Raw genomic sequence first — 24,725 nt, forward strand, 5'->3', positions numbered from 1 at the left:
TTTCATCATGTAGAGTCTCACTCCGTTTCGCCATTGATAGCCTGACAAGATGTCAGGTTCCAGACCAAGTTTGACGACTGCTAAGCGAGTGATGAATACCACGATTGAAAATGCGCTTAAGCGCTTACATGGAAATCAACTGTTTGATGAAGCCACGCACCAGCTGTGTGAGTTCTTATCACCCAAGCACTGTTTTATTGGCTATTTTGACGAAACCCGACAATATGCCAGGACCTTGTCTTACCGAATCAATGGCGAATTAACTGATAATTTCACGTATCCACTGGCGGGAACGCCTTGCCATTTGGTGCAGCGGGGCAGTCAGGGGTGCAGTTACCCGGCCAATATCCAGGAGCATTTCCCGGATGATCTTGCGCTGCGGGAGATGAATGTTGAAGGTTATCTCGGGATCCCGGTCTTTACCGATAGCGACGAGCCGGTTGGTATTGTCGTTTGCCTGTTCGATACCCCCTATCAGCATTCTGAAGCTGCCCAGCAGTGGTGTCAGGAGCTCAGCTACCTGTTGGGCGTTGAGCTGAAATATACCCAGTTGTTGTCAAAACAGGAAAAACTGCTGTGGGAGCTCGAGGAAGGCCAGCGGGTCGCCAAAGTCGGCAGTTGGTTCTGGGATCTGACCGCGGATACGATTAGCTGGAGCCAGGAGATTTACCGGATTTACGGGATCGAGGATACCGGGCTGACACCATCGATTGATCTGTTGTCCGAGTTTATCCATCCCGAAGATCGCGATTGGGTGCTGAGCTCGTTGCATGAATCGATTGAGTCGGATTCGGTTAGTTACAATCTGGTCCACCGGGCACAACTGGCGGATGGCTCAATTAAGTATCTGCGTAAACGCGCCGATGTGATCCGGGATAAGCAGGGCAAGCCCCTGTTGATGCGTGGCACAGTTCATGATGTCACGGATGTCTATCAGATTTCAGCCAAGCTGACCAAAACCTCACACAAGCTCAATACGACCTTTAACTCGGTTGAAGAAGGGATCTGGGAATATGATTTGATCAGCGAGGAGTTTTTTACCTCGCCGAAATTCTGGAATATTCTCGGCCGGGATAAGCCGAAGGATGGCAGTGACTTTGCCGAGTGGATTGCGTGCATACATCCGGAGGACAGGGCTGAAGGGCTGAGTTTCTTCCAGCGCTTTATTCAGCAGAATTTCACCAGTGTGTTTCAGTTCGAATTTCGCCTCAGTGAAAAACGCTATCCGGATCTTCAGCGCGGCCAGGAGCGCTGGCTGAAACTCAAAGGTAGTGTCATTGCCAAAAATGACAAAGGTGAGCCAACCCGTATTGCCGGTATCCAGCGGGATATCACCAACACGGTTGAAGCTCGGCGCCAGCTCAATCGTGCTCAGGTGGTGTTTGACAATACCTCAGAGTGTATCCTGATCACGGATTGTCACAATAAGATTATCTCGGTCAACCGGGCGTTCGAGCAAACTACGGGATATCGGGAGAAGGAGTTGCTGGGCCAAACACCGAGTGTCCTCTCATCTGGTTTACATGAGAAAGAGTACTATCAGGAGCTCTGGTACAGTTTGTCGACCATCGGGCACTGGAAAGGCGAAGTCTGGAACAAGCGTAAGAACGGCGAAATTTACCCTGAAGAGATGTCGATCAATGTCATCCGGGACAGCAACGGGGATATTGTGAACTATGTGGCGGTATTCCGCGATATCAGTCACTGGAAAAAAGCTGAAGAGCAACTGACCTTTTATGCCTACTGTGATCCGCTCACCGGGCTGGTTAACCGTCGCAGCTTTGTCCACCGGGTTGAGAAAAAAATTAATTCAGTGAGCAAGAAAAGTGACGTTTTTTCGCTGCTGTTCATTGATATGGATGATTTTAAGTCGATTAATGATCTGTACGGACACGATTTCGGTGACCGGGTTCTGACCCACATTGCAGAGCGGCTCAAAAAACTGTTTCCGACAAATGACAATATTTGCCGATACGGCGGCGATGAGTTTTGTGTTTTGCTGCCGGACAGCGGTGCCGGTGACGCGAAAGAGATAGCCCATGAGGTGGTCGCGGCTGTGTCTCAGCCGCTGCTGATTGATGGCGTCACCGTGAATACCACGGTGAGTATTGGTGTTTCCACTTATCCGGAAAGTGGGCAAACCCATCACGCGCTGCTCAAAAATGCCGATTATGCCATGTACAACATGAAGGGCCGCGGTCGCAATGGGGTCTGTGAGTATGATGGGGATCTCCAGTCGGAGTATCTGCAGAAACTCCGGCTACGGGATCGGTTGAAAAAAGCTATTGCCGATGAAGCGCTGACGGTTTACTACCAGCCGATTGTGGATGCACAAACCGGCCAAATCTCTAAATTTGAAGCCCTGGTTCGCTGGTTTGATGAGGTGGAAGGTTTTGTCTCGCCGGCGGTGTTTATCCCGTTGGCTGAAAAATACGGGCTAATCAAACAACTAGGCTCTTTTGTGCTGCATCAGGCGTGTCGCGACTTGAAAGTGCTTCATGACGCCGGGTATGAAGCCATCTGTTTTTCGGTCAATCGTTCGGTGAAAGAGTTTATCAACAATGCAGAAGAAGAGCAGGTTTGGGAAGTGATCCAGCAGTATGAGCTGCCGGATAATGCTATTATCGTTGAAATCACTGAATCGACCGCTTCCAAGGAGAGTAGCGATATTCAGTGCCTGCTCAATCACTTTAAACAGCGGGATATTAAAGTTGCGATGGACGATTTCGGCACCGGATATTCATCTCTCAGCGCTGTGGTAGATTTGCGACCGGATATCATCAAGATAGACCGAGAGTTCATCAAAGAAATTGAGCAAAGCCCTGATAGCCAGACCTTAGTCTCTCTGATCATCGATCTCAGCGAGAAGCTGGGGATCCAGGTCGTGGCGGAAGGGGTCGAAACTCAGGAGCAGCTGAAGTTGTTGCGAGAGATGCGTTGCCAGTATGTGCAGGGGTTTTACTTTAGCCAGGCGGTGCCGCTGGAACGTTGCTTCACACTGCTGCAACAGCAATGAGGTTTGGTTTTTGTTACACTGCCGGTGTGAATCCATAAGCAGGTTAAATTATGCAAAATGATGAAATCATGAACGGGGACATGCTGGTCGAAACGATTGAAAACCAGCTTGAAGAAGGAAACCCGATCAAAGTCAAAGAGACCCTGATGCGTCTGATGATGACTGGGACGCCCAGAGAGGAAGCCATTGAAATGATGGCCTGTGCCCTGTCGGTGGAAGTGTTCGATGTGGCCAAAAATGACGGAAACTTCGACTTAAAACGCTATTCTGAAAACCTTGATGCGCTCCCGGAGATGCCCTGGGAGTTTGAGGACTAAATCGCCTCTGACTTTAAAAAGCCGCGCAAGCGGCTTTTTTTGTGCCTGCATACCTTCTACACAACAGATCACTTAACTGGGAATGTTGTGTTTGTGTGATGAAATGTGATCCTGCTTTTTCACAACGCATTTGGGTAATGAACATTCAAATCTGCTATGGAAGTCAAATATTCTGAATTTTATCCTGCCGTAATTGTGATTTTACAGCTTGATAGACGGTAATTCATGATTTGTCTATAGAGATTATTCCTATATACGGCTTTAATCATAGGTGTTTTCACTGGATGTTAGAGAAAAGGTGGTCAAGTGGTCTAATTTGTATCCAAAAATCCAAGTTTTGTTGTGTGAGCTGAGTCAAAAACAGTTCATTGTGCCAGATTAGAAGAAAATTCTAGATGTATTTGTTGGTTTTAGGTTAAAAAACGGTGGCACATTCCAGACTTTTTTCATTATTGTGTACATAACTTTTAAACAAGTCAGCAAGGATATAAAAATGATTATCGGTGTACCTAAAGAGATTAAAGTTCATGAATACCGTGTAGGTATGGTGCCAGCATCAGTAAGCGAAGCTGTCGCACATGGACATACTGTGTATGTTGAAACACAAGCGGGTACAGGTATCGGCTTCAGCGATCAGGACTACATTGATGCCGGTGCTCAAATTCTGCCAACAGCAGAAGCGGTTTTTGCCGAATCAGAAATGATTGTTAAAGTGAAGGAGCCGCAAGCTGTTGAGCGTGCGATGCTTCGTGAAGGTCAAATCCTGTTTACTTACCTGCACCTGGCCCCGGACCCAGAGCAAACTAAAGATCTGATCAACAGCAAAGCTGTTTGTATTGCCTACGAAACAGTGACTGACGACAACGGTCGTCTGCCACTACTGGCACCGATGTCTGAAGTTGCGGGTCGTATGTCGATTCAAGCCGGTGCTTTTGCTCTAGAGAAATCTAAAGGCGGTCGCGGCATGCTGCTAGCCGGCGTTCCAGGTGTTGAGCCTGCGAAAGTTGTCGTGATTGGTGGTGGTGTTGTTGGTGCAAACGCAGCACAGATGGCTGTTGGTCTGCGTGCTGACGTTGTTGTTCTGGACCGTAGCATTGATGTCCTGCGTAAGCTGGACGCTCAGTTCGAAGGTAAAGTGAAGTGCGTTTACTCAACCAAAGATGCGATTGAGAAACACGTGCTGGAAGCTGACCTGGTGATTGGTGGTGTTCTGGTACCAGGCGCTTCTGCACCGAAACTGGTTACTGCTGAAATGATTAAGAAGATGAAACCAGGCGCGGCGATCGTTGACGTTGCCATCGACCAGGGCGGTTGTGTAGAAACGTCTCACGCGACAACACACAGCGATCCAACTTACATTGTTGACGATGTTGTTCACTACTGTGTTGCAAACATGCCAGGTGCGGTTGCTCGTACATCGACTTTCGCCCTGAACAACGTAACTCTGCCATATATCCTGAAGCTGGCTAACAAAGGTTACAAAGCAGCACTGCAAGAAGACAAGCACCTGATGAACGGCCTGAACGTTTACCGTGGCCAAATCACTTGTGACGAAGTAGCTGAAGCGCTGGACCTGCCATACGTTGCTGCAGCAGACGTACTGGCGTAATTCGCCAATTCGGTTAGTGTCGGAAAATCCCTGCCAATCTGGCAGGGATTTTTTTTGCGTGTAAAGCTGCTCGCCGGTCCAGGTGATCTTTCAGGTTTGTCTTTACCGCTGTGATCAAGGAAAACGCATTTCATTTGTTGAATCACCCGAATATCATGCACTCGGGTTATATCCGCTGCTGATGACGCTCCGGTACAGTATTTGATGGCTCGTCAATGCGACCGCAAGTGGACTAAGTTCATGGCGGTATTCATCCGAAACTTAAACCAATCGTAGTAAATAAGGGGGTATTATATCTTGTTAAAATGCTCGATAACTTCACTAGAGCTTTTGATTCTATAATAACGACTTAGCGAAAATTCCGCCTTGCTCTCAAGCACTTTTCCGACGTTATTTCCGTTCGCTTACTTACTGTGATTAGTATTAAAAAGCAAACGTGGTCGTGAAGTAAAAAAATACCAGGCATTGATATCTGAAAAACCATTCAGATAACACAGTGCTGGAATCATAACTTAGCGAGAAAGAGTCGATAAAAAAAAGGTATGACAATTGAGTCATACCTTTGCAATGAAGCGAAAAATAATTACTGCTGTTGTTCTTATTAAATTCAGTCTCTTACGAATAACCGATAGTGTTATGCATGTGCATAAATGACGCTGCCGCCTTTAATGGTATCGATAATTTGTCGAGATAAGCCGGTTGGCAGTGCAGGGCAGCCCCAACTGCGTCCCAGGTAGCCATGACGTTTAATGAAAGATTCTGTGGCGTATTTCGCCCCATGGACCACGATGTAACGGCGGCGTGCATTGTCGTTGATACCGCGTGTCAGGCCGTCCAGCTTCAACGAGTAACCATTACCGCCGTAATAAGTGGTGTCGGTCAAGAATGTGCCCAGCGAGGTCTGTCTGGAGTTGACCCGGTTGGAGAAACGGGTTGCCTTGCGACCGCCACTGTTCACCCCATGAGAAACATATGTGCGATAGATCAGTTTGTTTTGATGTAAATCAATCACAAAAAATCGCTTTTCGGTCGAAGGCTTACTGTAGTCAATGATGGTCAGAATTTGTTTTTTTCGGCCCTTGGCTTGGTAATACGCGTTATAGCCTTCTTTAAATACCTGATAATCAATCACACCTTTGAGATTTGCTTGTTGATAAACATGGTCGATGATCGATTCCGGTGTGTTGTTATTACTGTAAGTATTGCTATGAATCTTACTGGCAAATGTTGTGATCGGCAAAAATAAAAAAATCAGAACGAACAGGTTAATCGCTTTTTTCATGGTCCTTGTTAAACACTCTATTGTTCGACTTATAGTTAATATGGCGAGACTTTACCATAAAATCGGCACAAGTTTAGTCTTGTGTGCTGTTTCCTTGTGGGTCGGGTAGCGCAAAAAAATCCTGTTAAATTGAGGAATGAATTTCAAAAACAAATGTTTTACATACGCTTAGAACATGAATTTTTTATTATTGGCAAACACGGGCCGGATCAAGCAAGATCGGTAAAAAAATCAATCAGGCATTAATGATACTTTTGTAATTAAATGATTATGAAGCGCAAATAATGACGACGAGTTGATTAATCTTGAATTCTTGGTGGTTGAACTGTTTGTGCATTTTTTGAGCGCAATATCGCATTTTATCTTGCGGTAAAACCGTCAAAAATCCGATGGTTTATTGGTTTTGGTGTGTTGGTAATTTGACGTTTTGACTGGGTTGGTTATTTATTGTGCAATGGGGCGAAGAAAGCGCGGGATGTTTCCCGCGCTTGAGAGGATGAGTCACCGCCCCTTATAAGGTGCAGACTTCCTTCCAGGTGTTGTCACTGCCCGGTGCTGAGTTCGACCACCAGATGGCTTCATAGATCACGCCGTTATAAATGATCTGATCGCCCTGGTTGGCATGGCTCGGGTTGCCTGCCCAGTCGGTTTGCGGCCAGTCTGGGTATGTATTGATACCGGTTGCGACACATTCACCCGGGTTACCGCCATCGCCGTTACCGGCGCTGATATCACCCAGCGGCAGATCCGGTTGCTCGAACTTGAAGGCGTAGTCCTTGCCGTTGATATTGATACTATAATTCGCCGGTCCGGAAATGGGCAGGTAGTAGACCATGTCCAGCTCGTAGGTGCCGCCTGCAGGCAGGCTCTTCCAGCTTGGCAGGGTAAAGGCAACTCGGTGCATCGGTCCGTCCAGTCCGCCAATGTTGTTGGCACGTGTGTGGCCGGAAGCTATCACCTTGAGCCCGCCACCGGACTGATCTTTGGCATTGTCAGGCGCAGAGACCGGAATATCGAACTGGAATTCCGTACCGCCCGGCAGCTCTTGACCGGTGTTGTTGGTGAAAGTGATTTTCGGATTGATCGGATAGTTCTGATCGCCGACTTTAAAGCCATCGATAGAGACTGTGATATCCAGTGCTTCGGTCGGGAGCGCGCCGGTCGCGATCCGGTTGCCATAAGGCGTCGCAGATTTGAACTTGTGATAGATGGCGTTCGTCATGGTGCTCCCCATATGGTATTCACCATTGCCAGTCTTACAGGCATTCTCGGTTGGGTCGACCGCGCCCCGGCTGCCATTGGCTTCCAGGGTGTAGCAGTTGTAGTCTCCTGCCAGCTCCCAGAACATGATTCCACCGATCCCTTTGTCGATGACATAGTCAGCTTTGACATGGATCGACTGCTCATCTTCAGTCGAGAGGAAGACTTTCTTCTCCGGGTTCCACAGCCAAGGGGCGACGGCGACACTGTCATAGTGGCGTGTATAGGTGCCGACCAGCGGGTGAGTAGTCGGGTCCAGGCCGTAGGCCGCGGTGTAGGAGCCATAAACCCCCTGGGCCAGGTTCAGCGCGTGCCACATTGGGTTAGAGCCCGCGCCCATCTCATCACCGGCGGCATTTTTGTCATGCCAGAGGTTATCCAGTCCCGTGGCACCATTGCCGCAGTTATTTTTTTCGCCTTCACCGGTGCCCGGTGCGCATTGGGTTTGATCCGGCAGTGCTGCCCGTCCCCAGAGGCCGTTTTCGCCACCCGTCACCCCTTGCCAGCCACGCGTATAGTAAGGGACGCCAATGTTGATCCGCCCTGCGGGCATGGAACCGCGGAAATAGTGGTAGGCCCAGTCGGTGTTGAGATAACCGATCCCACCGTAGGCGGCGGTGTCGTAAACGTTCCACATCGCCAGCTCTGAATCTTTACCGGTATCGAAAAGAGCGGCATTGTGGCCGACATGTTCATTCCAGGCGCCATGGAGGTCATAGGACATGATGTTGACGTAGTCCAGGTATTGGGTGACCGCCATGGTTTCCATGCCTCGCAGCAGGTAGCCGGAAGATGGCGCGGCGATGGTGAGCATATAGTGAATGCCGTCTTCGGCACTGGCACGGTCGAGCTTTTCACGTAGCACGCGCATCAGCTCATGATAGGACTTCATCAGATGCGGGCGACGCGGCTCTGCGAATGCTTTGTCATCGGGATTCCCCGCACCTGACATACTGGTTGGATATTCATAGTCGATATCCAGGCCATCAAATTTGTACTGACGCATCATGGCCACAGCGGAGTCGGCAAAGGTTTCGATCCCGGCATGGTTGATACTGCCGTCGGCATTGGTGGTCATGGTATAGAAGCCGCCATCGGCAATCCGCTGACCATCGGCACCAAAGTGGCCGCCGGTTTCAGCCCAGCCCCCGATGGAGATCAGGGTTTTGACGTCATGCTTCACTTTGGCAGTGGCCAGCGCACCAAAATGCCCTTTGAAGCCGAGCGCCGGATCAATGTCGACCCCGTCCCATTCCAGGCCGACTGCCGGGTTGGACGGGTCGTTCACATCGCCAATATTGACCTTGCCATCTGAGCCGATGCTGACAAAAGCATAGTTTATATGAGTCAACTGCTCCCAGGGGATGTCGTTGACCAGGTAGGAAGTTTGTGGGTCATTGCCGGCACGCCAGCTGGTAAAGTACCCAATCACCCGGCGCGGATGATCGGCGCCCATGATTTCCCGGCCTTCACTGTCGTAGATGGTACAGTAAGGCACATTCACCCCTTCAGTCTGGTACAGCCCGTCAGGGCGACAGGTGTTGGCCACCGTGCCGGTAATTGTCAGCTGCGCGGCAGCAGAGTCGGTTGTGGCCCCCTGGCTATCGGTGGCACGGGCAACAACCGCGAATGTACCCGGTTGGTTGGCGGTGTAGCTGAAGGTATAAGGTGCAGAGGCGACGGTGCCAACCAGGTTGCCGCCCACCAGGAAATCAACTTTCTCGACGGTGCCATCACTGTCAGCTGCCTGGGCGGTGAAGGTGACGACAGCACCAGGTTCAACCGTTGCCGCTGAAAGTGCCACATCGACGGTCGGCGGCGTGTTGCCGGTGGTGGCACAATCATCAATAAAGTGCCATTCCTGGCTTGGTCCGGAGTGGGTTGTCGGGTTGTTACCCTGGGTCCACCATTTGGCCTCAAAGACTTTGTTGCTTTCCTGAACCTGAGCGCCGCCGGAGTAGGCTGTACTGCTGTTCCAGGCTTCGATCGAGGTGCAGTCCATCGCGGCCTGGGCATTGAATGCCAGCAGGCACGAAATGGTCAGCGCACTGAGTCTGAAGCTGGCCTTCAGCACGGCTCCATGCATTGAGTGAGTCATTGTTTCATCCTTAAGTCGTTGCGTATTATTGGTTAACCTATCGATTACGGCATGTTATTACTTTATGTTTGCCGTGAAGGAACTATAGGAAACTTGCCAAAAATGAAGCAGATTGCCGGATTGATTTACACGATGACTCGCAAAAATAGGTGATGTCAGGTGACTTTTTTGCGCTTAATTTGCCCAGGAAATCAAATTAGATTGGGTTTCGATGAGCTGTGATGCTGAGGGTGAGGACTGAATACGGGAAATGCGACGCTCGCCGGCGCTTTGCAAGCGCCGGCGAGAGTAAGGGTCACTGAGCCGTCGTTGGTTGATTAATCCGGGCTTTAAAGCGCTCGCGGGTTGCTTCATCAGCCTGCTCGTACCAGTACAACAGCATGTTTTCCGCCACATTCTGCCCCTGGGCCGGCACTGCTGCTTTGCTTGTGGCCGGAGCGGCGGCAAGCTGCGGTGCCGGTGTCGCAGCGAGTGCCGGCAGCGCGGCCGGGGCATTGGTGAGGTTATAGGCCTCGATTTCTTTTTCGTAATCGCGGCCAAACTGCAGCCCATGCTTCACCAGTTTGTCCTGGGTAAATTCGATGGCCTTACCCTGAGGATCCGTTATGTTGACTGTCGGGGCCTTGTCATAGCGACGCACATCCCGCGCAGTGTGCAGCTTCGGCAGTTCTAGCCGGTAGGTGGTGTCCTGGCCGGCAAATTTCACGATAATGACTTCGGATTTATACAACTTATAATCGCCGTTCTCACGATAGTTATCCTGATAACGCAGGGCAATCTGGTGTTCACCGTTGGCCAGGATTAACGCATCATTGCCTGTTGCTTCCTTGCCATTGACCAGGACCAGCTCACTGCTGTAGGGCAGTTCGACTTTGACGTCGGCGAGAGCAGAGGCACTGAGCCCGCAGGCAGCAAGCGTAAGTACGGCAGTATGAAGTTTCATGTCTGTTCCTTGATAATTCGGATATTCCGGCAGTGTCGCGCTAAAGCGCTGAATATAACCTGAATACGCTAGTCGGTGCGACAGAGAATAATGTATAACTATGAAGATGTTAAATCGGGAGTTTGATTTTATATGGATATTTCGCTGCTTCAGATCCTGTTGCTGCTGGGAACTGGTTTTCTGGCCGGGATCATTAATACACTGGCCGGGGGCGGTTCAAACCTGACGCTACCGGCGTTAATGGTGATGGGGATGCCGGCGGAAGTGGCCAATGCAACAAATCGGGTTGGAGTGTTGATCCAGGGGATGACGGCCGTTTCAGGCTTTCGCCATCACGGCAAGCTGGAAACGGATGATACGGTGCCGATCCTGATCCCTTCGGTGATTGGCGGGTTGCTCGGCGCTGCGGGTGCGGCTTATGCCCCGGCAACCTGGATCAAACCCCTGCTGCTGGGTACCATGCTGACCATGGCGCTGGTGATTTTGCTGCGCCCGGCCATTATCGCGCCTGAGCCCGGCACCCCATCGCGCAAAGTGCGGCAAACCCCAAGTTCCTGGTTGGGACTGGGGCTGGCTGGTTTTTACGGTGGGTTTGTTCAGGCCGGGGTCGGTTTCGTGTTACTGGCCGCACTGGCCGGGACATTGCGGTACGATTTGGTGCGTGCCAACGCGCTGAAAATGCTCTGTACCGTGGTATTTACCCTGGTCGCGCTGATCTTATTTATCGCTGAAGATTTGGTGCTGTGGGGACCGGGGCTGATCCTGGCATTCGGCACCATGTTTGGTGCGCATCTGGCAGTGAAAATGGCGATAAAGGCCAAGCCGGAAACCCTGAAATGGTTTTTGTTTATCATGACGCTGTGCGGTTGTGTTGCTGCCATGGCCACTGACTAGGTTGCGTGGCTGAGGAGATTTGCCTGGCAAGGTTTATCCGGCCGAACTGGGGCGGCCGGATAAAAGGCGGTTACTTGACGTAACAGGCGAAGCCTTTCAGGTAAAACCCTTCCGGATACGCACTATCGAGCGGGTGATCGGCCGCCTGGCTGAAGCGTTCGATAAACTGCACTTCACGCTGGGCATCCAGCGCGGCGTCGGCAATGATTTTCTGGAACAATGGGTTGTCCATCAGGCCTGAGCAGGAATAGGTCAGCAGGGTACCGCCTGGCTTCAGGATCTGCATTGCAAGCATGTTGATGTCTTTGTAGCCGCGGCAGGCGCCGGTCAGTTGTGATTTGGACTCGGCAAATTTCGGCGGATCCATAATCACCACATCAAACAGCTCTCCGCGATCGCGATACTCACGCAGCAGCTTGAATACATCAGCGTTGAGGAACTCGGCATTCTCCAGCGGCAGGCCGTTCACTTCAGCATTGTGCCGGGCGGTATCCAGTGCCGGTTGCGACACATCGACATTCACCACCTGGCTGGCGCCGCCTTTGAGGGCATACAAGCCAAAGCCACCGGTATAGCAGAAGCAGTTCAGAACGCGCTTGCCATTGACATATTTGACCGCGCCCTGACGGCTGTCCCGCTGGTCGAGGTAAAAGCCGGTTTTATGGCCGCCGACGATGTCGACGTTGATTTTGACCCCATTTTCTTCAATGGTGACAAACTTTGGTGGCGTTTCGCCGGACAGAACACCGGTCCGTTGTTTCAGGCCTTCTTTCTTGCGAACCGAAACGTCTGAGCGCTCGTACACACTGCACTCAGGGTAGCAGTGGTTCAGGGCTGCGACTAATGCGTCTTTTTGCGCTTCGGCCCCGGCGCTGAGTAACTGGCAAACCAGGAAGTTCTGGTAGCGATCGATAGTGATCCCCGGCAGGCCGTCAGACTCGGCCGCGATCAGGCGATAACCGGTCAGGCCGTCGCGCGCAGCCAGGATATCCCGCAGGCCCTGCGCTGCGTTGAGTCGGTTGATAAAGAAATCGACGTCGATGTGCTCGTTTTGATCAAACGTCCACACGCGGACGCGGATCTGAGATTGTGGTGAGTAGGCACCTCGTGCCAGCCATTCTCCTTTATGGTCATAAATCTCGACGGTCTCGCCCAGCGAAGGTTTCCCCTCGAACCGTTGAATGCCGCGTGAGAAAACCCAAGGATGACGGCGGCGAAGTGATTTTTCCCGGCCTTTGACCAGATAGATTGAAGCTGTCATGACATGCCCAAATATGGAATTCAGAATGGTCGCGTATTATGTTGTCAGGCCAGCGGAAAAGCAAATTTATCTGGGGGCAGAAGCCGGCGAAAACGGGAGAGAGGCAGGGCGTATCTGCGGATACGCCCCGAAATGAAGTGAAGCCAGCTTAGGCTAGGCTTTGAGGCCGTTCATCAAAGACTCGAGGACTTCCGCCTGTTGATTCAGACGCTCAATCTCACTGGCCGATTGCGTAATGGCCTGGCAAATCTGATTCGACTGGGAGCGGACCTGCTCGACGCTGTTGGCAATGCTGTCCGCCACTGCGCCCTGTTGCTCGGCGGCTGCCGCAATTTCGGTACTGCGATCCGAGATGTGCTGATTTCGATCAGTGATCTGGTTGATATTGTTGTCCACACCATCCATCAGTTGCTCGCTGCTGCCGGCATTATCGACCGTGCTTTTCATTACGCTCATCAATTGCTGGCTGTTCTGTTGCAGCGATTCAATCATTTGCTGGATCTCTACGGTCGCCGTTTGGGTTCGTCCGGCCAGGGTGCGAACTTCGTCGGCAACGACGGCAAAGCCACGGCCCTGCTCGCCGGCGCGGGCAGCTTCAATCGCAGCATTTAGTGCCAGCAGGTTGGTTTGCTCGGAAATGGCGTTGATGGTGGTGACCACATCATCAATCTTGGCGGCATTGCTGTCGAGCTCAGCCACGGCATCCGCAGCCTGGGCAATTTCTGCGCTCAGGACCGAAATCGCAGAGCGGGTTTGATCGACTTGGGTGCGCCCTTGCTCTGAAACCTGCTGTGCTTCACGGGTTTGCTCCGACGTTTCATGGGCGTGTGTGGCAACTTCGCGGATAGATGTTGCCATTTCTTCAGTCGCGCTGGCCAGAGAGTCCAGGTGTTGTTGTTGCTCCGAGGACAAGGATTCACTCTGATGGCTGCGCTGGCGCAGGCTGCTGCTGATCTGCTGCATCATCGCAATTGCTTCCTGGGTTGCCTTGACCAGTTGTTGTTCGCGTTCGCTGACTTTATCAATGGTAATGGCGAGCAGGCTGAATTCATCGCGGACTTTGAAGAAGTTTAAACGGTTGGTCAGGTCGCCGTCAGCCAAGGCCTGGAGTGCCTTGTGGGTGGTGAACATCGCGCCGCCAATGAAGGACATGATGTAGTACACCGCAGCCAGCATCAGCACGAGAATGACAACGGCGGTGATAAGCTCTGGTGTCGACAGGAACCCTAAAATACTCGTACTTTCTGTGGCAGCAATGCTGTAGCTCATTCCCGGCACCACTGCCGACAGTTCACCACCGCCGATTTCAAAGCCGTGCCGGGCAAGAATTCGCGCTGCATCGGCTTGACCAACCTGGTATTCCGCCAGCAGGTTGGCCGTGGCTGAAAGTTGATTATTTGTAACTTCAAGGCGTTGCTCGTCGGCAGCATCAACTAAAATGGCACTAATACTCAATACTGCGAGAAGGGGCAGCATAAAGAGCAGATAAAACTTTTCCTGAATTGTAATATGAATGAGATACTTATCGATCCATCGAAAGGCAACTTCTTTCATTTGAGGCATCCTGTTCTGTGCGCGGGTGATGCGGCTTTACTGATAAATTACTCTTTATTATCTGTTCTTATTGTGAAAACTTGAGGTGATATATGTCACAAATTTGTGTAAAGGCTATGATTCGGGGCATGGTTCAGGGCGTCGGTTTCCGGTTTCATACCGCACATGAGGGGCTGAAGTTCGGTTTAACCGGCTATGCGAAAAACCTGCCTGATGGCAGTGTCGAGGTGCTGGCTTGCGGTGAGGAAGCCAAGGTGGAGCAGTTGCTGCAATGGTTACAGGATGGTCCGAAAACCTCCCGGGTCGATACAGTGGAAGCAGAGGAAGTGACCTGGCGCCACGTCGATGGATTTGAAATTATGTAACAGCCCGAGAGTTGTGCCTCGGGCCTAGGAATAGATGGATCGGTGAGGAGCTGCCGGTTAAATGCATTTCACCGGTTTTGGCAGGCCGGCCAATTTGGTCGCTTGCTTTGCAGGACCTTTTGGGAACAGCTTGTACAGGTAGCGGGAGTTGCCTTTTTCTTCACCGTACTTTTTGGCCATGGCTTTGACCAGCATTCGGATCGCTGGTGAGGTATTAAACTCCAGGTAGAAATCACGAACAAAATGCACCACTTCCCAGTGCGCTTCGCTTAGCGTGATCCCTTCTTTTTCAGCCAGTACCGGGACCAGTGACTCGGACCAGTCATCGACGTTTTTCAGGTAACCCTGGGCATCGGTTTCGATATGTTTGCCTTCAAATTCAAGCATGATAAGCCTCGATCGGTTGAACGGGGGCAAGGATAGTGATTCAGCTGGCTGGCTGCAAGTAAAAGTGTATCCGGCGTGTCGGGAAGTGGATTTTCAGATAATAAAAAGCGCCTCGAAAGGCGCTTTGAGGAAAGGGCTGCAACCCTCTCGATGATTCGTCAGCTTAGTGATTAGTCATCGCTGCCCATGATGCCCAGGATTTGTAGCAGGCTCAGGAACAGGTTGTAGATGGAGACATACAGCGTCACAGTGGCGGAAATGTAGTTGGTTTCACCGCCACGAACTATGCTCTGTGTTGTCAGCAGAATTGCGGCAGATGAGAACAGGACAAACATGCCGCTAATTGCCAGTGACAGCATTGGCATTTGCAGGAAGATATTGGCAATCATCGCAACCAGAATCGCAACGAAGCCCGCCATCAGCATTCCACCCAGGAAAGATAGATCACGCTTGGTGGTCAGTGCGTAAGCCGAGCACGCCATGAAGGTCAGGGCTGTGCCGCCCAGTGCCGGAACAATGGCATGGCCCATACCTGCGCCGATGTACATGTTCAGGATCGGGCCAAGGGTGTAACCCATAAAGCCGGTCAGGGCAAAGGTGAACACCAGACCCAGGCTGCTGTCACGGTTTTTCTCAGTCAGGAACATCAGGCCGTAGAAGCCAACCAGCGTCAGGATCAGGCCCGGATGCGGCAGGTTCATGGCCATCGCAACGCCGGCAATTACAGCGGACCAGACCAGCGTTAGCGAGAGCAGGAAGTATGTATTGCGTAATACTTTGTTGGTTGACAGTACGCTTTCGTATGCAGAGCTACGATTGACAATACGATCGTTCATAAATAGTCCCCTCAGGGTTCGTGATAGTTTCAGCTGTTAAGACATATATTGGGGTATTCACTTATAAATGCAAGTCAGCAAAGTATAAATAGCGAATAACAACCCAATATATGTGCTTGGTAAAATGCTAATACCGATAATACTTAACATTTCATCAGCTTTGCTGTCAAAGTTGTAAATTTATGTTTCAGACACTGGTGTCGTGTGTCAGAAAATTGTCTTCCTGGTTAACGGTTGGGCAGGAGAGTACTTGTATAAGTGCTATGCCGTGAGGCGAGAAACGCCCCGGGCATCCGTGGGACGTCCGGGGCGTGAAGGCAAGCGTAGCGGGTTTAACGGATGGGGGGCGCGTATTGGATCCCACCATCCCGCCACAGCGCGTTATAGCCACGACGGACTTTCAGCTCAGAGCTCATGCCTATGGTACGTTCAAAGCTTTCGCTATAATTTCCGACCTGCTTGATCACCTGGAAGCTCCAGTCATCGGCCAGACCGAGTCCTTTTCCTTTTGGTCCGTCAAGGCCGATTAAGCGGCGGATATCCGGATCGTTGGAGTTTTTCATATCATCGACGCTGACGGATGACACTCCTAAATCCTCAGCATGTAGCATGGTGAACAGAGTCCACTTGACGATATCAAACCATTGCTGATCGCCATGGCGGACGGCCGGGCCGAGCGGCTCTTTCGAGATGAGCTCTGGCAACACCACCACCGAGTCTGGATCATCCATGCCGAGGCGGTGGGCATACAGGGCTGACTGATCTGTGGTCATGACTTCGCACTTCGCGGTTTTGAAGCCGTTGATGGTTTCTTCCTCGGTATCGAATATGACCGGGGTATATTTCATTTCCCGGAATTTGAAGTAATCTGCAAGGTTGAGCTCGGTGGTTGTGCCGGATTGGACACAGACGGATTTGCCGTCGAGTTCCATGGCGTTGGTCACACCAAGGCTTTTATTCACCATAAAGCCCTGGCCATCGTAGTAGTTGACGCCGGCAAAGGTAACGCCCAGAGCGGTGTCGCGGTGCAGGGTCCAGGTGGTATTGCGGACCAGCAGATCCACTTCACCGTTTTGCAGTGCTGAAAAACGCTCTTTGGTGGTGAGTGGAATGTATTTCACTTTGGTTTTGTCGCCTAAAGCAGCAGCGGCGACTGCCTGGCAAAACTCAACATCCAGACCTTCCCACTCACCTTTGTCATTTGGGGCGGAAAAGCCTGTTAAACCGGTGCTGACACCGCACTTGAGATAACCGAGCTTTTTCACACTTTCCAGTGTTGAGGCCCCGTTCCCGCTACCGGACGAGTCGGCCAGCTGTTTCTCTAAGCTGGCTATTTTCTCTTCCAGGGCTTGGGTATCGGCGGAGCCATTGCTCGATAGAGTCGGCGGGGATGATTCGGATTCTGCCAGTTGTTGTTCGAGGGTCTGTATTTTTGCTTCCAGCGATTTGATCAGCTCCTTGTCCTGAGTATTGCCGTTGTCACAGCCAGAGAGGGTTATTGCGAAGGTTGATATGGCCAGAGAGTACCTTATTAGTTGCTTCATAGTCTTATCCCGTCGATCCAATAAAGAGGGCGTTCAACAAGGGTTTGTTGCTGCTGAGAATACGGATGTAATAAACCTATGTTATTTGTATCAATATTCAGTATAGGAATAGATAGTGATTCTTCTAGTGCTCATTCAGATTCTTGGCTCAAGATTGATTCACCAGTTTGGAGCGACGGGAAAGGGGCTGTTACTTTAATCGGCGGATCCGACGCAGGTGGTATAGAGCAGCGCCAGCGGGCGGTACTCATCACCTCGGCCACTGCGCAAGTTGAGAGTTTTGACTTCGCCGGAATAGAAACTCAGGGTACTGCTCCAGTAGTTGGCCTTGATGGGCCATTGCAGGCGCAACAGGTGGTGCTGGCCATAGGTATGCAGGGCCGTGAGCTCTTCCAGAGTCGGTAGGCGCAGGCCATAGCGTCGGCACCAGCTTTCGGCTGTCTGGTAGTTCACTTTAGACCAGAAGTGACCGTACTCGTCGTTCATCATTGGCGGCATTTCTTCTACTGAACTGATATTCATTGGCTGGTGATAATTGAGCCGCTCAAACGTAAAAGCGTAAATCGCTGAATTCATGACAACCCGGTTTTCAATCAGCGTCTCCCGGGGTGTTTCTACCGGCCGGGACCGTTGCGCGCCCGGACGACTTTTTGGCGTCGGGAGTGCGGCAGATTGCGCCACGGTGATCGGCGCTAGGGTCTGGCGGATAAACGTATCGGTCAGCTTGCGTGCAGCGAGGTTTTTCTTTGCCGTCACGGCTTGTGACCAGGTTGGGAATGGCCCAATCAGACAGCGAAGGTTACCTTGATCCGGGATAAGGTAGAGATGCTTAGGGTATTGCGCCTGGAGGGTGGAAGTGATGTCTCGGTTCGGCAGATATTTTCCGTAGTGACATTGTAACCAAAAGCTCCGGCCTGAATGGCCGGTTTTCCCCCAGAGGCCGGTGCCGATATCGCAGCCGGCATTGAGGAATTGCCAGCCCCGTTCTGTTTTTTCAACCTGACAGTGAGTTGCTTCAATGTCTGTTGTTGCGTAGTTCGGTCCCGAAAAGAAGGCGCTAGTTAACAGGGCTGAGAAGACCAAGAAACGCAGATGTAGGTTGATCATGTGACAGATAACTCAAATAGAGGGTATTTACTCGTCAATATGACCATAAAATCGCACAAATGTATGAAAAATTAAATAAAAGAATCTCAAGAGCGTGTGGTTGCCCCGAAATTGGGATGTTGCTCAATGCCATCACTTGTATTGAGTGTAGTAGAGCACGATATTAGGAAGCAACAGAGCCCGGTGGTGGGTACCACCGGGCTTTTCTTACCGCGATCCTCGCTTTTAACGTTTCACCTGAATTTCAACTTTGGCGACGTTGGAGTACAAGCCGTTTTTATCCTTGATCTGATAAGTAAAGCTGACGCTTTTTCTGCTCATCGGACGGTAGGAGATCCGGCCATCACCATAGTTGGTCAGGACGCCGTCAAAGCGGTCCGGCTGGCTGATGATTTTCACTGATGAGTAATCCAGATCCGCATAGCCTTTCTCATCGTTATCCATCACGTTGATCATTGCCTCACCTGGGTATTTCACCTCAACATAATCATCGTGGGCTTTCGGCTCTTCTGGGTTTTCGACCAGGAAGCCTTTCACCGGCGGCAGATTTTCTGCTTTACGACCATGGCGACCGACCCCAGGAATTTCTTCCCATTGAACCAGTGCTTTACCTGTGCCGTCATCGATCACACTGTGCTCGTCACCGACATGACCAACCGGGATAAAGAGTTGTGGGTGGTCAAAGGGTGCTTCTTCCCAACGGACCCGCTCATCGGTAAGTGATTTCAGATAAGCAACCAGGGCTTTTTTCTGATCACTATCCAGGTTGAGCGGCCCTAGGTTGAATGCCAGGTTCGATGGTGAGCCGTTATGGCCTGTGGTATCAGGGCCGAACGTGTTGTTCGGGTCAACCAGGCGACGGTTACCCCCACGGCTGTAGAAGTCGACGACTTCCTCCAGGGTGGCCATACTACCGTTGTGCATATAAGGACCGGTTAGCTCAATATTATGCAGCAGCGGCACTTTAAATGAGCCTTCTACGGCAGTTCTTGCATCTGCCGGTACGTCACCGTTGATCAGGCTGCCATCAGGTGCATTGCCGGTTTGTGCCTGCATCGTGAAGGAGAGCGGCGTACCAAACGGTGATTCACCACCCAGACCGATATCCTCGGCTGTCGGTCGCACACCGATATTAAAGTAACCGGCGTCAGAGAAAGCGCGTGCGAAAGTCGGTCCGACAAAGATCTGGCCGATTTCACGGTCGCCTCGTCCCAGCAGATCGAGTGTCGCAGCACTAAATGCCGGACCGGCGTGACAACCGGCACAGCGGCCTTGTCTTCCGTTGAAGATCTCTTTCCCTTGTTTTTCCAGCTCGGTTAATTGATCGTCATGATCGCCACGGGCTTGTCCGATGGAGGTCAGCGTACTTTCATACATCTGAATGGCCAGGCCCCAGAACAGTGGGAAGTTTTGTTCTATCTGGGTGTAGCCCTCTTCATCACGATAAGGTGCCATCCAGTATTTATCATGGAAGGCATGGCGGATCAGCGTGCGGTAGTCCGTTCGCAGGCCCGGGGCCGGATACGCACTAAGCGATCCGAGTGAGCTGTCATCCGGGTGAACTTTTTGTAACCCGAGTGGCGGCAAGCGAAGCAGTTTGCGTGCCATGGTTTTAAACGCTTTGCCGCGGCAGGTCATCTCGAAGTCACTGCCCGGAGGTCCGACGGCCTGAGAGGCGAGACTGGAGTTAATTAAATGGGTTTTCTCAGGGGTCATCTTGCCACTTCTCATGTCGTAGCTCAGGACATGAGCATCTGCATTATGAGGCCCAAATGGATCGACGCCGTTAAAGATATTATTGGCGCGGCCGTCCCAGAAGTTCCGATAGTTATAGACGGCATTAATCATGGTTGGTGTATTTCGCGGCTCAACCCGGCGGGTATTTAAGCCGTTGACATGGAATATATCCTTGATGTTTTCGCAAGTTTCTTTGCCGTCTTCAAAATCAGAGCGGTAATTACTGCCGGTCAGATCAACGAACTGCGCCAGTGAAACCCCTTGAGAGGAAATGACATCATCAGTTTCATATTCAACGTCAGAGTTCCTGTCTGCTTCGTCAGTCAGCCGGTAAAGCGGGAAGTCTTCTTTCACCAGGGTATAGTTTGGCCCCGGTTTCCCCCCCGAAGGTAAAGTTTGATAATCCCCATAGCCAAATTGATCACGCATCTCGGAGTCGGTATGCAACACACTCGGGCTGATTTGGTTCTTGGCCCGGTTATCCGCACCGGCGGCAAAGTGGCAACTCCCACAACTTTGCCCCTGGCTGCCGGCCTGCATATCCCAGAAAAATGCTTTCCCCAATTTGATGGCGGCGTCTTTATCTTTGATATAGTTCTCAAGGCCCGGTACTTCAGGCAAGTTGTCCGGCAGATATTGGCTAGGTTTCTCAGGTGATGCCGCGACCGCCTGATGGACGGATGCTGCAAGCAGTCCTGTTACTGCGATAAATACGCCTAGCCGGGCGTTTTTTCGCATGTTTTTATTTTTCATTGTTTGCTCCTGAATTCCCCAAGGGGTTGCTTAAAGTGCTTGTATAGTTTGTTGTGCGCATTTTGCTATTTAATGATGATCGGAAAAATGCAAACTGGCTTTATTAAAGTTGGGAATTTCAAGGGAAGAAGAAATAAAAGTATAATTAAGTTTGTCAATGCTGTGAAAAATAACACTTACAAATTATCGAGGAAAGACATTGGATTATGATAAGGCCGGATTTTTGTATGTAACTAATTTGCTCAAAATAACAACAATAAGATGCAGTGTTATAAATAAGATGATAAATAAAAAGTGACGATCAATTATCTTGCTTGGTACGAATTTGATAAATTAAAAAAGCCCGACTAAATCAGTCGGGCTTTTGAATATGGGGCGAATTACTCTAAAGGAGTAGTTCTTTGGTTTAGGCACGCGCCAACTTCTTTTCCAACGCTTTGGCATCGACCGGTTTGGTAATGAAGGTCAGCACGACGGCAACGGCCATCATGGCCGCGCAGATGGTGTAAGCCAGGGCGTAGGTACCGGTTGTGTCGACCGCGACTGCCGCTACAACCGGGCCGATGAAGCCACTGATTCCCCAGGCCGTGTACAGGACGCCGTAGTTCGCGCCGTAGTTTTTCAGGCCGTAATAGTCTGCGGTAATTGACGGGAAGACCGCAAGCAGTGTGCCGTAGCCGATCCCTGCCAAGGCAGCACCGATCATCAGCGTGAAATCAGACTGGAAGCTGGCAAACATTGCCATGTTGATGCCTTGCATGATAAAGGCCAGCATCAGGGTTTTGACGCCACCAATTTTATCGGACAACATGCCCGCTGCAATACGGCCTCCGGCGTTGAAGATGGACAGGATCACCACCAGGTACGCAGCTTCTGTGATATTGGCTTGTGCAGCTGCAATGGAGGTGATGTTACCGATGACCATCAGGCCGGCAGAAGAAGCCAGGGCAAACATCAGCCACAGAGAGTAGAACTGAGGTGTTTTCAGCATACTCCGCCAGTTGATATCGACAGGCTTCGCAGCAGCTTTGGATTCGCTGCCGGCCGGGGCTTGCGGCTGGTAGCCGGCTGGCGGGTTGGTGATGGTGCAGGCCAGCGGTAGCGCGATCAGCAACACAGCAACACCCAGGATCAGGAAGCTGGTGTTGATACCGAAGCTGGTGATCAAAGAAGAAGTCAGTGGTGCCAGGTAGACGGCAGCCAGGCCAAAACCCGCTGCGATCAGGCCGTTGACCAGGCCTTTTTTCGACGGATGGAACCATTTCATGGCCGAAGGTGCCAGGCAAGCATAGCCGAAGCCAATACCACAACCGGTCAGGATGCCGAAGGTCAAAACCAGCACTAACGGCGAGGTGGCAAAGCTTGAGACGATCATTCCGATACCGACCATGGTCGTACCCAGAATCAGGATCCGCCGCGGGCCCATGCGGTCTTGCAGTACGCCAGCGATCAGAAGTGATAGGGAGAAAGCAATGACAGCCACTGTGTACGGCATGGATGCGTCTGCGTTCGACCAACCCAGATCTACAACCAGCGCTTGCTTGAAAACGCTCCACGCGTACAAGATGCCCATACATAAGTTAATGCAGAAGCCTGCAAGCAGGATTTGCATCGCTCTATCAAATTTTTTCATGTTCTCTATCACCACGACAGTTGCAGCCAGCGGCTGCGCCAAAGGCATAAAATTTTAGAAATAATCAACAAAAGTTGTATTTTCTAGTAAGGAGCGCGGATTCTATCAACATTTGTTGAAGAGAAAATGGTTTGTAATATTTTGTTACAAATGTGCTGTGTGGCGAGGGGGCTGACTCCCCCCAACCATCAGCGGCAGGGGGGATAGGGTGCAGCGAAGCCTGCTGAGAAACAGGTTGCGGTCGGTTCAGTGTGAGGCAATTGCCTGATGTGTGTCAGTGCTATGCAGCGTTAGTTTGTGAGTATGCTGTAGATCTTGTCCTTTAGTTGTACGCGTTCTAGTTTCAATTGCGTAAAATGTGTGTCTTCTGTCGGAATATTGTTACCTTCCAGCCCTCGAATAGTATGGTCGAGTTGATGGTACCTGTCTGATAATGCTTTAAAATTTTCATCGACCATCTTGAGGTGCTTGATTTTGCTTTCCAGCTCTGGGAACTCATTATTGAGTGCGTGACTTTCACCTAACATCTTCAATACTCCGTACGTTGGTATGTATAGCCCTGCTTTTTCTCGTTGCTGTTGTATTGCCCTACGCCGTGAATCAGCAGCTTAGGGTTGTTATAAAATGGCGCACCCGAAAGCAATTGAAGCATAATTATTCGAATCACTGGCTGTGTGGTGTCAATTTTTGATGTTGTTTTGTATTGATATAAGGATAGAACGAAATGTTGCTGTTGACGTTGGTAGGGTAAAAAAAGGCCGCGTGACGATGTCGCGCGGCCTATGCTGTTTTCAGTGTTGGTCGATGGGGAACCCAGCTTCTTTAGCGAATAAAGCTGATATATGTTTGTAAGACGACCAGGTTGGCGATATCGATAAAGAATGCACCGACAATCGGGACCACCATAAAGGCTTGGGGGGATGGTCCATTTCGCGAAACGAGCGAGCCCATGTTCATTACAGCCGTTGGTGTTGCGCCCATTCCAAATCCGCAGTGTCCGCCGGAGATGATGGCAGCATCATAACTTTTTCCCATCAACCGGAAGGTCACAAAGTATGCGAACAGCGCCAGGGTGACGGTCTGTACCGTCAGGATCACCAGCATTGGCAGAGCCAGATCCAATAACTCCCAGAGTTGCAGGCTCATTAACGCCATCGCCAGGAATAGGGACAGGGAAATGGTGCCGAGCGCATCTACGGTCTCTTTATTCACTTTGTAGAGACGAGTGGTTTCGCACACATTGGTGATGAACACCCCGATGAATAAGGCATAGACGAAATCCGGAATCCGGAGCCAGCTGATCCCGAAGCCGTCGATAAAAGCTTTCAGGTGCGCTGCACCGGCGACACAAACCAGCAGGATAAACAGGATCTCGACTGTGTTCTTAGCCGTGATCCGATCCTCTTCTTGGTCGCTATAGGTGACCAGCTCCGGGTGTTCCAGGTGGTGGTTTTCGCCTTCACCGTACTCAGACTTTAATTTGAATTTGTGGATCAGGCGCTGGGCTACCGGCCCACCGATAATGCCGCCCATCACCAGGCCGAATGTTGCAGCGGCCATGGATAGCTCCAGCGTCTGAAGACCAAAGTTCTCAGCAAAAGTTTGTGACCAGGCAGCGCCGGTTCCGTGTCCGCCGGACAAAGTAATCGAGCCGGCCACCAGGCCAATCAGCGGATCTAACCCCAGCAGGCTGCTGAGTGAGACCCCCACGGCATTTTGGATCACAATGTACAGGGTGGCGACGGCCAAAAAAAGAAAGACGCGGGACCCGCCTTTAACCAACAGTTTAAAACTGGCTGCCAGGCCGACTGTGGCAAAGAACATTTGCATCAGGGTATCTTTTAACGTGAGTTTAAAAACAATATCGATACCTTGCTGATGAAGCAGCGCAATTAGCGCTGCGACAATTAAACCGCCGACGATCGGTTCAGGAATATTATACTTTCTTAGAACCTTAATGTTGTTATTGATAAAGTAGCCAAGAAATAGGACGATCATCGCGATGAGCATGGATTCCAGCTCGTTGATGTGAATAGTTGAGTTCATGATTCTGTCTTTTCATACTTCTTTGATGGCTGATTTTACTGCTTAAAACCCCTTCTGCCTATATTGCTTTTGTGATGAGGCTG

At 50.9% G+C, this 24,725-nt stretch carries 18 protein-coding genes; 5 read left to right on the forward strand and 13 right to left on the reverse strand.

All coding sequences use genetic code 11. The features are described 5' to 3' along the window. Positions 1-91: 91 nt before the first annotated feature. The 3 genes from NNL38_RS06370 (at position 92) to ald (ending at position 4,942) form a co-directional block, all read left to right on the forward strand. Positions 92-3,016: a bifunctional diguanylate cyclase/phosphodiesterase gene (locus tag NNL38_RS06370; protein WP_255390173.1), complete on the forward strand. Its 2,925-nt coding sequence runs from the start codon at positions 92-94 to the stop codon at positions 3,014-3,016. Positions 3,017-3,066: 50 nt separating this feature from the next. Next, positions 3,067-3,333 carry a hypothetical protein gene (locus tag NNL38_RS06375; protein WP_255390174.1) on the forward strand — a complete coding sequence of 89 codons (267 nt, stop codon included), beginning with the start codon at positions 3,067-3,069 and terminating at the stop codon, positions 3,331-3,333. 493 nt (positions 3,334-3,826) lie between these two features. Further along, positions 3,827-4,942, forward strand: a complete 1,116-nt coding sequence (ald, locus tag NNL38_RS06380) for an alanine dehydrogenase (protein WP_255390175.1) — start codon at positions 3,827-3,829, stop codon at positions 4,940-4,942. Positions 4,943-5,576: 634 nt separating this feature from the next. On the opposite strand, the gene NNL38_RS06385 is transcribed toward ald, so the two are convergent. The 3 genes from NNL38_RS06385 to NNL38_RS06395 form a co-directional block, all read right to left on the reverse strand. Further along, positions 5,577-6,224 carry a murein L,D-transpeptidase catalytic domain family protein gene (locus NNL38_RS06385; protein WP_255390176.1) on the reverse strand — a complete coding sequence of 216 codons (648 nt, stop codon included), beginning with the start codon at positions 6,222-6,224 and terminating at the stop codon, positions 5,577-5,579. Positions 6,225-6,735: 511 nt separating this feature from the next. Further along, complete coding sequence (locus NNL38_RS06390; RefSeq protein WP_500797077.1) at positions 6,736-9,582, reverse strand: chitinase C-terminal domain-containing protein; 2,847 nt, start codon at positions 9,580-9,582, stop codon at positions 6,736-6,738. A 295-nt stretch (positions 9,583-9,877) separates the two neighbouring features. After that, positions 9,878-10,525, reverse strand: coding sequence for a YccT family protein (locus tag NNL38_RS06395; protein ID WP_255390177.1), 648 nt, complete (start codon positions 10,523-10,525; stop codon positions 9,878-9,880). 132 nt (positions 10,526-10,657) lie between these two features. On the opposite strand from NNL38_RS06395, the gene NNL38_RS06400 reads away from it, so the two are divergent. Beyond that, the gene (locus tag NNL38_RS06400; protein WP_255390178.1) at positions 10,658-11,419 is read left to right on the forward strand and encodes a sulfite exporter TauE/SafE family protein; all 762 of its coding nucleotides are present in this window, start codon (positions 10,658-10,660) and stop codon (positions 11,417-11,419) included. Between the two features lie 70 nt (positions 11,420-11,489). Here NNL38_RS06400 and NNL38_RS06405 read toward each other — a convergent pair whose 3' ends face one another. Then, positions 11,490-12,680, reverse strand: a complete 1,191-nt coding sequence (locus NNL38_RS06405; RefSeq protein ID WP_255390179.1) for a class I SAM-dependent methyltransferase — start codon at positions 12,678-12,680, stop codon at positions 11,490-11,492. Between the two features lie 153 nt (positions 12,681-12,833). Beyond that, entirely contained in the window at positions 12,834-14,234 is a 1,401-nt protein-coding gene (locus NNL38_RS06410; protein ID WP_255390180.1) for a methyl-accepting chemotaxis protein, read from the reverse strand. 92 nt (positions 14,235-14,326) lie between these two features. Here NNL38_RS06410 and yccX point away from each other — a divergent pair, with 92 nt between their 5' ends. Beyond that, complete coding sequence (yccX, locus tag NNL38_RS06415) at positions 14,327-14,599, forward strand: acylphosphatase (RefSeq protein ID WP_255390181.1); 273 nt, start codon at positions 14,327-14,329, stop codon at positions 14,597-14,599. A 57-nt stretch (positions 14,600-14,656) separates the two neighbouring features. Here yccX and tusE read toward each other — a convergent pair whose 3' ends face one another. From tusE to gltS, 8 genes are all read right to left on the reverse strand, one after another. Further along, positions 14,657-14,986, reverse strand: coding sequence for a sulfurtransferase TusE (gene tusE / locus NNL38_RS06420; RefSeq protein ID WP_255390182.1), 330 nt, complete (start codon positions 14,984-14,986; stop codon positions 14,657-14,659). A 170-nt stretch (positions 14,987-15,156) separates the two neighbouring features. Further along, entirely contained in the window at positions 15,157-15,822 is a 666-nt protein-coding gene (locus tag NNL38_RS06425; RefSeq protein WP_255390183.1) for a Bax inhibitor-1/YccA family protein, read from the reverse strand. Positions 15,823-16,154: 332 nt separating this feature from the next. Continuing rightward, positions 16,155-17,366, reverse strand: a complete 1,212-nt coding sequence (locus NNL38_RS06430) for an amino acid ABC transporter substrate-binding protein (protein ID WP_255390184.1) — start codon at positions 17,364-17,366, stop codon at positions 16,155-16,157. Between the two features lie 195 nt (positions 17,367-17,561). Continuing rightward, entirely contained in the window at positions 17,562-18,473 is a 912-nt protein-coding gene (locus NNL38_RS06435) for an adhesion domain-containing protein (RefSeq protein ID WP_255390185.1), read from the reverse strand. A 225-nt stretch (positions 18,474-18,698) separates the two neighbouring features. Further along, entirely contained in the window at positions 18,699-20,963 is a 2,265-nt protein-coding gene (locus NNL38_RS24735; protein ID WP_304414192.1) for a cytochrome-c peroxidase, read from the reverse strand. 406 nt (positions 20,964-21,369) lie between these two features. Next, positions 21,370-22,596 (reverse strand): L-lactate MFS transporter, encoded by a 1,227-nt coding sequence (locus NNL38_RS06450; protein ID WP_255390186.1) that lies wholly within the window; start codon positions 22,594-22,596, stop codon positions 21,370-21,372. Between the two features lie 290 nt (positions 22,597-22,886). Further along, positions 22,887-23,123 (reverse strand): HP1242/YdcH family protein, encoded by a 237-nt coding sequence (locus tag NNL38_RS06455; protein WP_255390187.1) that lies wholly within the window; start codon positions 23,121-23,123, stop codon positions 22,887-22,889. A 295-nt stretch (positions 23,124-23,418) separates the two neighbouring features. After that, positions 23,419-24,642 carry a sodium/glutamate symporter gene (gene gltS / locus NNL38_RS06460; RefSeq protein WP_255390188.1) on the reverse strand — a complete coding sequence of 408 codons (1,224 nt, stop codon included), beginning with the start codon at positions 24,640-24,642 and terminating at the stop codon, positions 23,419-23,421. Positions 24,643-24,725: the final 83 nt, after the last annotated feature.

The organism is Photobacterium atrarenae, assembly GCF_024380015.1.
Taxonomy (GTDB): domain Bacteria; phylum Pseudomonadota; class Gammaproteobacteria; order Enterobacterales; family Vibrionaceae; genus Photobacterium; species Photobacterium atrarenae.

Bases quoted from the DNA above. Each gene is read 5' to 3' on its own strand.
- gltS (WP_255390188.1), bottom strand. From the start codon at position 24,642: ATGAACTCAACTATTCACATCAACGAGCTGGAATCCATGCTCATCGCG.
- NNL38_RS06455 (WP_255390187.1), bottom strand. From the start codon at position 23,123: ATGTTAGGTGAAAGTCACGCACTCAATAATGAGTTCCCAGAGCTGGAA.
- NNL38_RS06370 (WP_255390173.1), top strand. From the start codon at position 92: ATGAATACCACGATTGAAAATGCGCTTAAGCGCTTACATGGAAATCAA.
- NNL38_RS06395 (WP_255390177.1), bottom strand. From the start codon at position 10,525: ATGAAACTTCATACTGCCGTACTTACGCTTGCTGCCTGCGGGCTCAGT.
- yccX (WP_255390181.1), top strand. From the start codon at position 14,327: ATGTCACAAATTTGTGTAAAGGCTATGATTCGGGGCATGGTTCAGGGC.
- ald (WP_255390175.1), top strand. From the start codon at position 3,827: ATGATTATCGGTGTACCTAAAGAGATTAAAGTTCATGAATACCGTGTA.
- NNL38_RS06390 (WP_500797077.1), bottom strand. From the start codon at position 9,582: ATGACTCACTCAATGCATGGAGCCGTGCTGAAGGCCAGCTTCAGACTC.
- tusE (WP_255390182.1), bottom strand. From the start codon at position 14,986: ATGCTTGAATTTGAAGGCAAACATATCGAAACCGATGCCCAGGGTTAC.
- NNL38_RS24735 (WP_304414192.1), bottom strand. From the start codon at position 20,963: ATGAAAAATAAAAACATGCGAAAAAACGCCCGGCTAGGCGTATTTATC.
- NNL38_RS06435 (WP_255390185.1), bottom strand. From the start codon at position 18,473: ATGATCAACCTACATCTGCGTTTCTTGGTCTTCTCAGCCCTGTTAACT.
- NNL38_RS06400 (WP_255390178.1), top strand. From the start codon at position 10,658: ATGGATATTTCGCTGCTTCAGATCCTGTTGCTGCTGGGAACTGGTTTT.
- NNL38_RS06375 (WP_255390174.1), top strand. From the start codon at position 3,067: ATGCAAAATGATGAAATCATGAACGGGGACATGCTGGTCGAAACGATT.
- NNL38_RS06385 (WP_255390176.1), bottom strand. From the start codon at position 6,224: ATGAAAAAAGCGATTAACCTGTTCGTTCTGATTTTTTTATTTTTGCCG.
- NNL38_RS06405 (WP_255390179.1), bottom strand. From the start codon at position 12,680: ATGACAGCTTCAATCTATCTGGTCAAAGGCCGGGAAAAATCACTTCGC.
- NNL38_RS06410 (WP_255390180.1), bottom strand. From the start codon at position 14,234: ATGAAAGAAGTTGCCTTTCGATGGATCGATAAGTATCTCATTCATATT.
- NNL38_RS06425 (WP_255390183.1), bottom strand. From the start codon at position 15,822: ATGAACGATCGTATTGTCAATCGTAGCTCTGCATACGAAAGCGTACTG.
- NNL38_RS06430 (WP_255390184.1), bottom strand. From the start codon at position 17,366: ATGAAGCAACTAATAAGGTACTCTCTGGCCATATCAACCTTCGCAATA.
- NNL38_RS06450 (WP_255390186.1), bottom strand. From the start codon at position 22,596: ATGAAAAAATTTGATAGAGCGATGCAAATCCTGCTTGCAGGCTTCTGC.